Origin of the sequence: Massilibacillus massiliensis (assembly GCF_900086705.1) — a bacterium.
In the GTDB taxonomy this organism is placed as follows: domain Bacteria; phylum Bacillota; class Negativicutes; order FLKF01; family FLKF01; genus Massilibacillus; species Massilibacillus massiliensis.
Genome location: NZ_LT575483.1, coordinates 3083682 through 3096785 on the forward strand (window position 1 = coordinate 3083682; position 13104 = coordinate 3096785).

Annotated in this window: 12 protein-coding genes; 9 read left to right on the forward strand and 3 right to left on the reverse strand. The window is 38.8% G+C overall.

Features of this window, described 5'->3' with window-relative positions; genetic code table 11:
• Nucleotides 1-508 precede the first annotated feature (508 nt).
• From BN6559_RS19320 to BN6559_RS14790, 3 genes are all read left to right on the forward strand, one after another.
• Nucleotides 509-685, forward strand: coding sequence for a hypothetical protein (locus BN6559_RS19320; protein WP_199884039.1), 177 nt, complete (start codon nt 509-511; stop codon nt 683-685).
• 453 nt (nt 686-1138) lie between these two features.
• Nucleotides 1139-2644, forward strand: coding sequence for a redoxin domain-containing protein (locus BN6559_RS14785; protein ID WP_110955439.1), 1506 nt, complete (start codon nt 1139-1141; stop codon nt 2642-2644).
• Between the two features lie 378 nt (nt 2645-3022).
• Nucleotides 3023-3370 carry a hypothetical protein gene (locus tag BN6559_RS14790; protein ID WP_199884254.1) on the forward strand — a complete coding sequence of 116 codons (348 nt, stop codon included), beginning with the start codon at nt 3023-3025 and terminating at the stop codon, nt 3368-3370.
• Between the two features lie 65 nt (nt 3371-3435).
• On the opposite strand, the gene BN6559_RS14795 is transcribed toward BN6559_RS14790, so the two are convergent.
• From BN6559_RS14795 to BN6559_RS14805, 3 genes are all read right to left on the reverse strand, one after another.
• Nucleotides 3436-4740 carry an MFS transporter gene (locus BN6559_RS14795; RefSeq protein ID WP_110955440.1) on the reverse strand — a complete coding sequence of 435 codons (1305 nt, stop codon included), beginning with the start codon at nt 4738-4740 and terminating at the stop codon, nt 3436-3438.
• Nucleotides 4741-4754: 14 nt separating this feature from the next.
• Nucleotides 4755-5513 carry a quorum-quenching N-acyl homoserine lactonase AiiA gene (gene aiiA, locus BN6559_RS14800; protein WP_110955441.1) on the reverse strand — a complete coding sequence of 253 codons (759 nt, stop codon included), beginning with the start codon at nt 5511-5513 and terminating at the stop codon, nt 4755-4757.
• A gap of 122 nt (nt 5514-5635) precedes the next feature.
• A complete protein-coding gene (locus BN6559_RS14805) occupies nt 5636-7024 on the reverse strand; it encodes an amidase (protein ID WP_110955442.1) in 1389 nt (462 codons plus the stop codon).
• Between the two features lie 155 nt (nt 7025-7179).
• Here BN6559_RS14805 and BN6559_RS14810 point away from each other — a divergent pair, with 155 nt between their 5' ends.
• The 6 genes from BN6559_RS14810 (at nt 7180) to BN6559_RS14835 (ending at nt 12922) form a co-directional block, all read left to right on the forward strand.
• A complete protein-coding gene (locus BN6559_RS14810; protein WP_110955443.1) occupies nt 7180-7791 on the forward strand; it encodes a TetR/AcrR family transcriptional regulator in 612 nt (203 codons plus the stop codon).
• A 189-nt stretch (nt 7792-7980) separates the two neighbouring features.
• On the forward strand, nt 7981-8931 hold the full coding sequence (locus BN6559_RS14815; RefSeq protein ID WP_110955444.1) for a carbohydrate kinase family protein: 951 nt from the start codon (nt 7981-7983) through the stop codon (nt 8929-8931).
• A 551-nt stretch (nt 8932-9482) separates the two neighbouring features.
• Nucleotides 9483-10280 (forward strand): C39 family peptidase, encoded by a 798-nt coding sequence (locus BN6559_RS14820; RefSeq protein WP_199884040.1) that lies wholly within the window; start codon nt 9483-9485, stop codon nt 10278-10280.
• Between the two features lie 53 nt (nt 10281-10333).
• Nucleotides 10334-11176, forward strand: a complete 843-nt coding sequence (locus BN6559_RS14825) for a pirin family protein (protein ID WP_110955445.1) — start codon at nt 10334-10336, stop codon at nt 11174-11176.
• Between the two features lie 227 nt (nt 11177-11403).
• A complete protein-coding gene (locus BN6559_RS14830) occupies nt 11404-11793 on the forward strand; it encodes a YybH family protein (RefSeq protein ID WP_110955446.1) in 390 nt (129 codons plus the stop codon).
• Between the two features lie 364 nt (nt 11794-12157).
• Nucleotides 12158-12922: a 4-hydroxy-tetrahydrodipicolinate reductase gene (locus BN6559_RS14835; RefSeq protein WP_110955447.1), complete on the forward strand. Its 765-nt coding sequence runs from the start codon at nt 12158-12160 to the stop codon at nt 12920-12922.
• Nucleotides 12923-13104 lie beyond the last annotated feature (182 nt).

The following is a 13104-nucleotide window of genomic DNA, read 5'->3' on the forward strand; positions in this document are numbered from 1 at the left end:
TTTCTCTATATGTTACGGTTTTCTTATTGTTCCGATGCTATAATGCTGATAGACGTACGAAACGGAAGCAGTTGTTAATCTGTCCCTATGGGGTGATATGTTGGAGCAGGTAATACTTGTATGTTTATCTTAAAAGAGACAAAAAAATAACCGCTATCCTCGCCTAAAAGTGCTAGCAGTTATTTTCCTATAAATATAGCCTAAAGCCTTTGTCAGACGACCGTTTCCAGTACGTCTATTTATAGTCCTATCTTATAACAGGCAAAGTATACTGTCAAGAAGATTTAGTCTTTAGAAAAGCATACGAGTAAGTAGTATTATGTTATATTTTCATGTTAATAGAATTCACGTGGTTAGCTGATAAATGGAAAGTTTATCAGCTTTTCTTTTTAAAAAATTTTAAATATATTATAAATTTTTTCTAATTGATTTCTGAATTATATTCCACGATTATCTTTCTAAAAACTTGGCAAGCTATGATTAGAAAGATAAAAAGGAGGTGCATTCATTGGATCATAAAAAAATTTATAAGCAATGGAATGGGAAGAATATTGATGGAGAAGTTGAATTAAATAATAATTTTCTTTTAAATACAGTAAATGACAATGATACCTCCGAAATGAAGTATGTAGTAGGTGTTGATACATTTTCCGCTGATGAGCTGCAACAGGATGTTGAATATTGAAAATGAAGCACTAATTCTTTATTAGTATTTGCAATACAGTAATAAAAAAACAAACAAATTTTTATATTCCTAAAAAATAGTATGAGTTTAGGAAAGGTTTAAACGGCCCGGTTGGGTCGCTTTTTTTGCGGGATAAAGTAAGTTTAAGGAGATCGAGCGCATTTATTAGATAGGGTTTTTCTGCTATATTGTACTTTATGCTTGTAGTTTTAAAAAGATAAGGTGGAGTTTGTCAGATGGATCTTAATGTTACCTTTATCGGTACGGTATTTATGGACTGCAAGGGGAGTGCTGAGAGCGGTTATAATCCGGTTGGCGCAATGTCGGCAATTTATTAGCGCAAAGCTGGCGGTAATGACAAAATAAAGAAAATAATGTTAGAATATATAGACGAACAGAAGCGGCAATTTGTATATTGAACATTTATAAAATAAGTTAAAAGTGGTGAATTAAGTGAATAAAAGGGTAATAGTTTTTTTGATGTTGTTTCTATGCGGTGCAAATAAAATGGTTTGGGCGGGAGAATATCTTGATAAAGGTTGTGAGTATCTACAGATAACACATCAGTATATGGAAGCTGAAAAATATCTGACTATGGCTATAGAAAAAGGGGATTGTGTTCAGGATGCGCTTTTATATAGGGCGGTAAATTATAGAGTGAATCTGAAAAATTATGAAGCTGCAATTGATGATTATACAAATTATCTAGAAAATTGGGCTGGTGTGAACAGTTCTATTGCTTTGGTAGGCAGAGGCAATTGTTATTATCAACTTGCAGATTATAATAGCGCTATTGCTGACTATAGTATGGTGATAAATACAAAAAAATATGACCCCAATAATATGTGGAGATTATACTTTAAACGTGCCCAGGCTTACAATAAAATTGGCAATAAAGATAAGGCTTTAGAGGATTGCAATGCGGCAATATCACTTGTAGAATCTGGAAAGTCCTACCCCAATAAGAGGGGCGAAGACTTAAGCTTGTATGCTTTTAAATCAATGCTTTCTAAGGGGAATCGTGAAGAGGAGAATCAAGCTGGTATCATTGATATTCAAGATGGATATACAAAAGCTAGGGTAGGAACGAGTGCTCCATATTTATTTTTAATAAATCTGAAAGGAAAAGAGGTAAGTATCTCATTCAATAAACCCACAGTATTGCTTTATATAAATCATTATCAAAGTAAAATTGATCTTAATCAATATAATGATTTATATAAAAAATGGAAAGGTAAAGCAAATTTCTACATTGTTATGAATAGTAGAAGTGAAGATATAAATAAAATTTTTGGTTTGGCGAATCTTTCGATTCCAGTTTTATTAGAAACAAAAAATGAGTATAGCAAAAAATACAATCAAGTCAGCCCGTCCTTGGTTATTATAGATGAAAAAGGTATCATTAACTATAATAGCTCTGCTTTTATAGTTGTTAAAGAACTTGATAGTTACATAGAAAAACTTGTTTATGAAAAAAATGAAAAGAGTCCACAGTTTTCGTCAGTTATTATAGATGAATTTAGCAAAAACGTGGTGCCTGAAATTCTTATGGATGGGCAGCAAGCTGGGGAAGAAAATTTTAAAACTGTTGATGATAAAGATTTCACTCTAAAGTTTGAAGGCCAGCCAACAGTTCTGCTTGTTTGGTTAGGAATATCTCAGCGTAAAGATATTCAGCAAAAAATGGATATAATGCAATCTGCATATGAGAATAGTCAAGGTAAAGTTCGCTTCATTAGTGCTGCAGGAGCAGTCGACCAAAAATTAATTAGCTATATGACAGATGGATGGAATTACTCTATTCCTGTATTACAATTTAAGGGGAAGCAATATTTGAGGTATGCTAGGGGATTTCCATGTTTTGTATTTATTGATAAGTATGGAAAAAGATTGCGGTACAATATAAAGTCTGATGAAGATTTGTTGCAAGTTACAAAAATATTATGTGATAGTGTATAGACTGAGTGACGGATTTTTTGTCTAAAATAAGGGTAAGAAAGATGAATTATTAATCAAAATAGAGCATGTACAAAATTCAAGAACAACTTGAATTGTACATGCTCTATTTGCTTATTTCTGGTTTGTCCGATCTACCAAAAAGATTTAAGCAAGGCATCAAAGTAATCTGCAAGAGCAATAAAAGTATTTTTTCATATTAAATGAAATTCAAGTAGTTAGTCGATAAATAGAAAGTTTATCGACTCTTTGTTTTACCAAAATTTACAGTATAATATGAGAGTGAATATATAGGAAATAAGTAGGATATTCAAAAGAATTGGTTGGGATGGTACGTCCAGCTTAGATACTGCTGATAAAAATGGTACCTCATTTGCCAATGTGAAAGATTTTAAAAATTTTATAATATCAAATCTAAAAAATAATACTCCAATAATGACAGAAAATATCGATTGGGGCGGACATTGGAGAGTAATCATTGGTTATGATACCATGGGAACCGATACAACGGCTGATGATATTTTGATCTTAGCAGATTCCTATGATACATCAGATCATTACCAAGATGGGTATAATGTGAATTCAGTGGAAAGATTTTATTATATGTGGTTTGATGCTCATATGCTCCCTAAAGGTCAGCAAAACCACATGCGGTTTAAAATAGAAATTATAGTATATATTGAAGAAACCCACAACTTATGCCAGTGTCTTAAATTCGTTCTAGTGTAATCGTTATTCGTGTAAAAATTTTAAAAAATCCACCGGCTAAGTCGGTGAATTTTTTTGATATTCTTTCAGTTTTTTATTTTGGGGATTAACCAGTAAGATAAAACTCCCAGCATAGCAAAGATATAATAAATGATGGAAAAGGGAATATTCAAGTCGATTAGTCGTCCGGCTAGCGCAGGGCCGAAGGCTCCGCCCAGAAGATAAAATAGTGTAAAAATACCCATGCCTATACCAAGCTCTGCTACAGACAGCGTTGTTGACACTAAATTTCCACTGGCGGTCAACAGGCCGTTAAGCGCAAGCATAAAAATAATGACTACAAGGGCATCGACCCATGGTGGCAGGCTGGCAAACAGACCTAGAAGAATAAATCCGCTGATAAGGGAGTAATGAGAAATTTTAAGAATACATGAACTCCCATAATGATCGGTCCAGCGGCCAATAGAAGATCCGAGCATCGCAGCAACAGCAGCACCTGGCAATATAAGTATGCCAATTGTACTCGACGGCAAGTGGAAGGTGTGCTTCATTACGAACGGTAGTAGAAAGAATAATCCAGTGTTACATACAAAAGTAAGAAAGCCTATCCACAAGATACGCAGGAAAGGAGCATTTCTTAGGAATGATACTTGAATAAAAGGCTGGGGTACTTTTTGGATATGAATGTAAAATCCTGCAATAAGTGCAGCGCCGATAAAAAGGTATAACCAATGCATCGTTACGCCTAAGAGTATGCAAGCTAATCCTGCCGAGAACAGAACGGCTCCGAAAATATCGAAGGTCCCTCGGGTGTGCTCTAGGTCCGGAACATACTTGAGTATAAGAGGGACAAGCAAAAAGCTCGAACCCGATACCAAAAACAAGGCATGCCAGCCGGCGTATTGCTCGATAAATCCGCCAAACACAGGTCCGAAACCGGATGCAAAAGCAATGGAGGCGGAAAGCGCGCCAAGCACTTGCCCTCTGTTTTCTGAACCAAAATATACGGTTGCAAGTGTATAGGAGAGAGGGGAAATAGCTGATGCGCCTGCTGCCTGTAACAGTCTGCCACCGATTACCTGCCAGTAGGAAGGGGCAAAAAAGCCAACAATAGAGCCAATGGCAAAAAGAAATAATCCAATGACATATAAATGCCGAATAGAATACGACTCTGTTAATTTTCCATAGGTTCCGGCTCCAATTGCCATCAAAATACTATAGCCGACCATTACCCAGCTCACCTGCGAAGAAGTGAGTGTGAAGGACGCGGCAATGGAGGGGATAGCCAAATTGAACATTGTTATATTCATATTTCCAAATAAGAAAAGCAAGCAAAGTATGCCAATTAGTTTGCGGTCACTTCTGGTTAAAGAGTTAGATATCCTGTCCATAAAAATGATTTACCTTAGAAGAATTCGGGGAATGTACGCAAGTTTTCTGCTTGCGATTTATCATGACCGAAGAAAATGATGGAAGGCTGGACATCCTGAACTATTTCATGCAGATGTTGATTAGATTTTGAAGCTTGAGCAGAATCAAATGCCAAAAACGGTATATTATGTTCAAAGATATTTTTGTTGTAGGCTGCATCAATTGTCAGTAATATGGGTCCAGACTGTGGGGTTGTTACAAGCACAGATTGATGCCCTGGAGAGTGTCCCGGTGTAAATAGAATTTTAATTCCGGGTGCAATCTCATGGTCGCCTGCAATGATTTGGTATTTTAAATCAGGAGTCCTGCACTCAGGCGGTGCGTAATCTGCATTTTTCATGACGGCATCATACTCCGCACGCTGAATCATAATTGGCGTATTGCGAAAATGGCCGTTTCCGCCTGCATGATCTAGGTGTAAATGAGAGCTGATAACTGCCTGTATATCATCAGGCTGGTAACCAACGTGTTTTAGAATATTTACAATTCTATCTTTTTCCCGCATATTGGGAACACAGCGTCCTTCTCTGCGAGTACCTTTGTAATAATCAGGATTATTGACAAAGCTATCGGGCATTCCGGTATCAATTAACAAGGGACCATCACTTGTTTCTATCAGGAAAGACCACACCGGCATTTCTAATAATTTGCCGGATTCAAGTTTTTGATTGACTAAGGATTGATCAAGATAACAAGAACCAGCAGGTAACAAATACATTTTTTTTACTGTCATGGGTTATCACCCTCCATTATTAGATTATTTATTTTTTAGAAAAAGTTATTTTAAACAAGTTGGTGCAGCTTTTGTTAGCCGCCTTATAAAATCTATGTAGGTTTCACGGAATCTTATGCAGACTACAAATCGGGGTGTCTTGTATGCCAGTTCGTGTTTAATTCATAAACGTATCCGATACCGAGTACGGTCGCCTCGTCGAAAGGCCGGCCGATCAATTGCATATTAACAGGCATCCCGGCGGGAGAAAAGCCACAAGGTATAGATAAGCTAGGCATGCCTGTCAGATTGGTCTGCGCAGTAAAGTTTGTCAACCGGAGCGCGTCCTCGTAATTGTCGGCACGTGGTGCGGTCAGTGGTGTTGCTGGTGTAAGCAGTACATCGACTCCGGATAATGCGTTAAGAAAGTCGTCCACAAATGCTTGACGAGCCCGTTGTGCCTGCAGGTAAGCAGATAACTGGAGTTGCTTGCTGCTATCGAGAAACATCCGCACATCAGAACCATAATCATTCGGACACGTTTCAAACCAATGCTTGTGGACCGCAAACATTTCACCCATCATGATGTCCATGGTTGCACTTTGCATATGCTTAATGAATGGTAGATCGACTTCGACGATGTCTGCGCCAAGCTCACGGAGTTTATGTATCGCCGCTTGCATAATCGTTTCTACATCAGGGCCCAAATTTTCGTAGTAATGTTGTATTGGCAGACCAATACGTATACCATTCAGTTCATTCGGATATATCCGAATCCCGGGAGCAGGGAGATCAGCCGTCTCTTTGTCCTTCGAATCGCGACCAGACATGATATCCAAGCACAAAGAGGCATCCATTACGCTGCGGGTTAAAGGTCCGGCGTGGTCGAGCGACCATGCCATTTCAATGATACCGTAGCGGCTAACCCGGCCATAGGTTGGTTTCATCCCGACAACTCCGCAGCAGGCGGCCGGAATACGGATCGATCCGCCTGTATCTGTTCCTGTGCCCAAATAAGCAAGTCCTGCTGCCACGGCGGCTCCTGAGCCTCCGCTTGATCCTCCAGGAGCCAGGTCAAGGTTCCATGGATTGTGGCAAGGACCAAAGTGTTCACTGCTTGTCGTCATCCCCGCAGCGAACTCGTGCGTCTGAACTTTACCGAGTAGCACAGCTCCGGCTTCTTGTAATTTGACTACGACAGTCGCGTCGTAATCGGGGACGAAATCTTTCAGTATTTTAGAACCAGCTGTTGTCCGGATACCTTTGGTGTAGTAAAGGTCTTTATGTACGATTGGTATACCGTGCAGGGGGCTCTTATATTGTCCCTGCATAATTTCTTTTTCTGCCTGCTTTGCCTGTTTTATCGCAAGATCGACTGTTTGGGTAACGAATGCGTTTAACTTTGGGTTCAGCCGTTTACTGCGTGCCAGTGCGAGCGCAGTAAGTTCAACTGGGGATAATTCGCGTGTCTGGATCATTTTCGCCAAATCATAGATCGTGGCGAAGGAAAACTGAGAATCTAATTCTTTCATTTGTAACTGCCTCCTCGAATCAAATTGCTTTCTCATGAGAAATTTGCTATAATTTTAATCCGGACAATTTGTCCTGCGATAAATTATAGGGGACAAGTTGTCCGGATGTCAATAGATAATTTATAAATTTTTCATTTCAAAGAGGGTGGAATACAATGAATAAAGTTAAAATACAAGAACAAGAATATTCGAAAAATCCTAAGGACGAATTATTGCGACGGCGCATTTTGGAATCAGCTAAAGCACTCTTCATCGAACAAGGTGTTGAAAATATCAACATGCATCAGATTGCGAAAATGGCTGGAGTTGGGCAAGCCAGCTTATATCGCCGGTATAAAGAAAAAGGCGATGTTTGTATGGATATTGTACGCGAAGAGTGCCAACCGTTATTTGATGAAGGAAAAGCATATCTGGTCCAAGCTGCTGATGTCTCTTCTTTGGAGCGTTTCTATCAGGTAATTGTTATATTTGTTGCTTTTTTGGAGAAAAAGTCTCCATGGCTTTGTGCAACTAACCGAGCTACACCTGGATATCGCCCTCTGCAATCACCGTTATTTAATTGGATGCGTGACACATGCAGAAATTTATTGAATGAAGCCATCCAAGAGAAGGAAATAGAAGAGACGGACGTTTTATATACCGTTGAAATCTTACTGTCTGCACTCCAAAACATTGATTTTCATGCACAGGACCAAAACTATGGGACAGAGAGAATTCTACAAGGCTTACGGCGGATTTTCATTGAAGGATTAAAGAAATTAGACTGAGTAGCGGTTCTCTTTGCCTAAAATGAAAGTTAAAAGGGGATGGCAGGAGAGATTCAAATGGTCCACTTAGGCGCTTTTTTTGCAAAATGAAGTCGATTTAAGGACATTGAACGTATTTATCAGATGGTGTTTTTCTGCTATACTGTAGGTTATGCTTGTATTTTTAAAAAGTAAGGTGGAGTTTGTCAGATGGATCTTAATGTTACCGTTATCGGTACGGTATTTATGGACTGCAAGGGGAGTGCTGAGATCGGTTATAATCCGGTTGGGCGCAATGTTGGCAGTATAGAATTTGTTCATGGTGGTGTTGCTCGTAATGTGGCGGAAAATCTTGCGGGTCTTGCTCTGCCGACAACGTTTATTTCCTCGGTCGACGAGACTGGAGTCGGTGAAGAAATCTTGCAGCGTCTTGAAGTGGCGGGGATCAATACCAAATATATCAGTAGTGTAGCATCACGGGGGATGGGCATGTGGCTTGTTGTTCTAGACGAAAAAGGGGATCTGGCAGGCTCCATTTCGCAGATGCCACGGCTCGATGTGCTCGATGAAATCATCACGGCGAACGGTGAGCGCTTTATCGGTGAAGCTTCGCATGTCGTGCTGGAACTCGATTTAAACGAAACGATTACGAGAAAAGCGTTAGCTTTGGCTAAAGAGAATAAAAAGCCGATTTATGGCATTCCGGGCAACCTTGAAGTTATTCGTAAAAACCTCGATATTTTAGCGGATATGGACTGTTTTATCTGCAATGATATCGAGGCTGGACGTTTACTGGACGTAAATTTTTCGAAGATTGACGTTGCGATGGTCGAACGAGAAATTGTCCGTTTCGTCACAGAGACCAAGTTGAAATCCATGGTTATTACACTCGGCAGCAGGGGATCTGTCTACTATGATGCTTCTTCTAAGGCAGTGGGACACCAGGGCGTGTTTCAGGTTAAGATGGTGGATTCTTCCGGCGCCGGTGACGCATTTTTCTCCGGTACGGTCATGGGCTTAATTCGCAAACTGCCTCTAGCTGAAAGCGTAATCTACGGCTCAAAGGTTGCCGCATGGACGATTGAAAGCCGGGAAAGCAATTGCCGCGATCTCAAAGCGCGCATGCAGACGGAGCAAATTTTCAAGAAATTGCGAGCCTGAAACAACGACTAAAATCGGTAAATATGATGAATATAATCATATAGTAAGTAGTCAAATGGACATAGAGTAGCGCAAGGGTTTTCTAATGATATTTGTATGATTATGGAAAACGTGAATAGGAATTCTAATTTATAATAATAAAAAGTGTGTGCCGCATTTTAATGCGACACACACTTTTTATTCGTTTCTTCGGCCTTTTCCAGAAAAATACGTTCCGAAGGATGAAAAATGAGTAGCTTACGTAAAGAAATCCGTTTGTCTGAGCGAAGCGAGTTAAGGATTTTAGTAAGCTGCTCATTTTTCAAGTGTTTTGGAGGATTTAGGACTAGACTTTTTGTTTCTTTTGTGTCAATGACAAAAGAAAAACTTTATTTGTGATTTCGCTTATCTTATAACAGGCAAAGTATACCCTCAAGAAGATTTAGGTTTGGAGATATTTTTGCAGGAAAAAGTACATGTGCGGAAGAAAATTATGAAGTATACATGTTTAGGTATAATGTTGGAAATAGGTTTCGTGTGGTCGTGAAAATAAAAAAGGGAAGAGGGATAGTATGAAAAAAAAGTTACAGAAAATCTTTATTTGTTTAGCTTTAGGGATGAGTTTTTGCACTGTAAATCAAGCATTTGCAAATAGTTTAGAACAGATTAATTCTACAGAAGAAAGTCATGTGATTGCGTATCCTGCTGATTATGACACGCGTTCGGAAGGCGCATCTGCTTATAATGGATTAGGCAATATTAAGCAATCGCTTTATTTTGCTGTGCAAGATTTTTATAATTTGCAGTCAACAGATTCATTAACGATTCTCCCTCATTATAAGACATATCAGCAGACAACAGAAATAACCTGTGGGCCTGCGGCTGCTTTAACAGTTCTTGTTCACTATGGGAATACAAGCTGGACTGAAAAAGAAATAGCGAAAATCATGGATACAAAACCTGCGGTGGGTACAGATACAGCAGGAATGGTTAAGTACTTCAAAAAAATTGGTTGGGATGTTACATCTAGTTTAAACAGCGCGGATGAAAACGGTACCTCATTTGCTAGTGTGAAAGATTTTAAAGAGTTTGTAATCGCAAATCTAAAAAATAATACGCCTATACTGGTAGAAAATATTGATTGGGGCGGACATTGGCGCGTCATTATTGGGTATGATACTATGGGAACCGAAACAACTGCTGATGATGTTTTGATTTTAGCAGATCCGTATGATACATCTGATCATTCTCAAGATGGGTATAATGTAAATTCGGTAGAACGGTTTTATTTTATGTGGTTTGATGCACATATGCTTCCTGAGGGTCAGCAAAATCAGCAATGGATTATAGCAAAACCACAGTCGAATTAACAAGGGATCTGTGATAAAGAAATGCATTGTCGTAAATAAAGGAGGGTTTTATGATGAATAAATTGAGAAATATTCGTAAAGTTGTGACAGGTCAACAAACAGAGGATGGCGCCGGCGTAAAATTGGTGAGAGTAATCGGGCACGATGATACGAAGGACTTTGATCCCTTTCTCATGTTAGATGCTTTTGATTCGTTAGATCCCCAAGACTATATCAAAGGTTTTCCGTGGCATCCGCACCGCGGTATTGAGACAATTACATATCTCATTGAAGGTGAGATTGAGCATGGAGACAGCCTCGGAAATACGGACAAGATTTTAACCGGAGAATGCCAGTGGATGACGGCTGGTTCTGGTATTCTTCATCAGGAGATGCCAAAACCGAGTGAAAGGATGCTTGGAGTTCAGCTCTGGCTGAATCTGCCGGCTAAAGATAAAATGGTGCCGCCCAAATATCATGGAATACGTCAAGCGGACATTCCGGTGATAGATGAAGGAGAGCGACAGATCCATATCCTTGCCGGAGCGTACAATGGAAAACATGGAGCTTTGGAAGGTGACTATCGTAAGCCGTTGCTGCTGGATGTAGAGATAGCACCTGAGGCAGAGTGGTCACTGGATATTGCAGATAATACAACGCTGTTTGTTTATATTTTTCAGGGAGCAGGAACCTTTAGCAACGATAAGTTAATTTCCGCTAAGCATGCTGTGCTATTTGACGAATCGGGTACATTCTCGGTCAAAGCTTCTGATCAAGGGATACGGCTTTTCCTGATGGCAGGAGAACCTTTAAAAGAATCTATTGCCTGGGGTGGCCCAATCGTTATGAATACGCAGGAAGAATTGGAACTTGCATTTCAGGAATTAAGGGAAGACAAATTTATTAAAAAGGCTTAATCATTGGAGTAAACGGATGAAGTATTAATCAAAAGTAATAAAATTTGATTAGACTGTAATCATTGACCATTTTCGTTATGCATGTAAAAATACAGCAAATAGTCATACTCGGTTTGAGTGTGACTATTTGCTGTATAATCGTTTTGTATAGAGTTTGGATATTTAAGGAAAAATACAGATGTAAAATCGAATGTAGTTTGCAAGATCAAATTAAAGGAGTGAAGCGTATGGAGCAAGACTTAAGAAAACTTATAAAAAAGTGCGATGAGGCAATAAAGAATGAGGATTTTGACACTTTGATTAATTACTATACTGATGATGCAATTCTAGTTGTAAAGCCTGGCATGATTGCAAAGGGAAAAGATGAGATAAAAAGAGCATTTATTAAGATTGCAAAATACTTTAATAATAGCATTGTTCCGACGCAAGGAGAGATGGTTATTTTAGAAGCAGGGGATACTGCATTAGTTATTTCACAGACGATACTTAATGCAGATATAAAGGACTCTGAATTTTCAATGGATAGAAGGGCAACCTATGTGTTTAAGAAGCGTTCAAATAATCAATGGCTTTGTGCAATTGATAATTCTTATGGCACAGAATTAATTAATAATTAGCGAATGTGGAATTTATGAACTATGAAGTGTAAAAAATCATAATTATAAAAATAATGATATAATATAGTTATCGGTAACTCAATTTCTATAATCATAAGACAAGCATCAAATCTATTTCTGGAACTATGGAACCCAATTTAGATGAAGCTTGCACGGTGCGGGAAAGGTCGTTTAAACCGTGTTATAAGATCGTAGTCGTTGAAAGAGAAGGGGTTTTGTTCTGCCAAGCATTCAGGAACCAGTTGAGCGGTTGTTGAATAATATTTCTTCTCGAAGACTGAGTGTGTAAGGCTTTTCATCTTTATGCAGATTGAAGGTAACAAGAAGCTGACCAGTTACAGTTTGAAGGAGGTTTGCTAAGTATATGGTGAAAATTAAAGTTGGATTTTTTGGTTTTGGCAAAACGGGTAAAGTTGTTGTCAATGAATTTTTAGGTAATCCTTTATTTGCGTTAAGTTGGGTCGTGCGGAACGGGAATGGGGATCGTCATAAATATGCTAGTCGGATGTTGGGACATGAATTTGATGCAGGAAAAATTTTTTCCGGGGATGATATAAAGGATGGTTTTTTCTTAGACAATCCAGTCGATATTATTGTTGATTTTTCTGATTCTTCAGGTGTTCGTTTATACGAAAAGGCAGCAAAAACAGGAATCCCTGTTATATCTGCGATTTCGAAATATGAACAGGAAGATTTAGAACGATTAGAATCACTGGCTGAGTTTACCGCAGTACTGTATTCTCCGAATATTACTTTGGGGATTAATGTTCTTATGGTCGCGGCTCAGATTTTACAGAAAATAACGCCTCATGCAGATATCGAGGTTGTCGAAGAACATTTTAAAGGAAAAACGGAAATATCGGGTACAGCTCAAAAAATAGCAAAAGTCTTAGATCTCGAAGCAGAGCACATAAACTCAATTCGGGTCGGGGGAATTATAGGCCACCATGAAATCATTTTCGGATTACCGAATCAGGTGATACGCTTATCACATCAAAGTACGAACAGGGCGGCTTTTGGACAGGGTGCTATTTTTGCAGCAAATTTTCTTATCGATAAATCGGCGGGCATGTATACCATGGAAACAATAATTGCGGAAATGTTTAGACAAAACATTCCGGTATATTAATTTAAACTGCGTGTTTTAAAAATGGCTATTGTGCATGCCGTATTTCTTTAAGCTTGGTTTGTATGCTCTGCCGATGCAATAATTTATGTAGTAGTTCAGCTAATTATGCAAACTTTAACATGGAGACTGACGCGGTGTTAAATTAAAATGTTAGACTGGGGGAAGCTCTCTTTCGCTTAGTC

Coding starts and splice junctions, on each gene's coding strand:
- BN6559_RS14795 (WP_110955440.1), bottom strand. CDS start 4,740: ATGGACAGGATATCTAACTCTTTAACCAGAAGTGACCGCAAACTAATT.
- aiiA (WP_110955441.1), bottom strand. CDS start 5,513: ATGACAGTAAAAAAAATGTATTTGTTACCTGCTGGTTCTTGTTATCTT.
- BN6559_RS14805 (WP_110955442.1), bottom strand. CDS start 7,024: ATGAAAGAATTAGATTCTCAGTTTTCCTTCGCCACGATCTATGATTTG.
- BN6559_RS14810 (WP_110955443.1), top strand. CDS start 7,180: ATGAATAAAGTTAAAATACAAGAACAAGAATATTCGAAAAATCCTAAG.
- BN6559_RS14815 (WP_110955444.1), top strand. CDS start 7,981: ATGGATCTTAATGTTACCGTTATCGGTACGGTATTTATGGACTGCAAG.
- BN6559_RS14820 (WP_199884040.1), top strand. CDS start 9,483: ATGAAAAAAAAGTTACAGAAAATCTTTATTTGTTTAGCTTTAGGGATG.
- BN6559_RS14825 (WP_110955445.1), top strand. CDS start 10,334: ATGAATAAATTGAGAAATATTCGTAAAGTTGTGACAGGTCAACAAACA.
- BN6559_RS14830 (WP_110955446.1), top strand. CDS start 11,404: ATGGAGCAAGACTTAAGAAAACTTATAAAAAAGTGCGATGAGGCAATA.
- BN6559_RS14835 (WP_110955447.1), top strand. CDS start 12,158: ATGGTGAAAATTAAAGTTGGATTTTTTGGTTTTGGCAAAACGGGTAAA.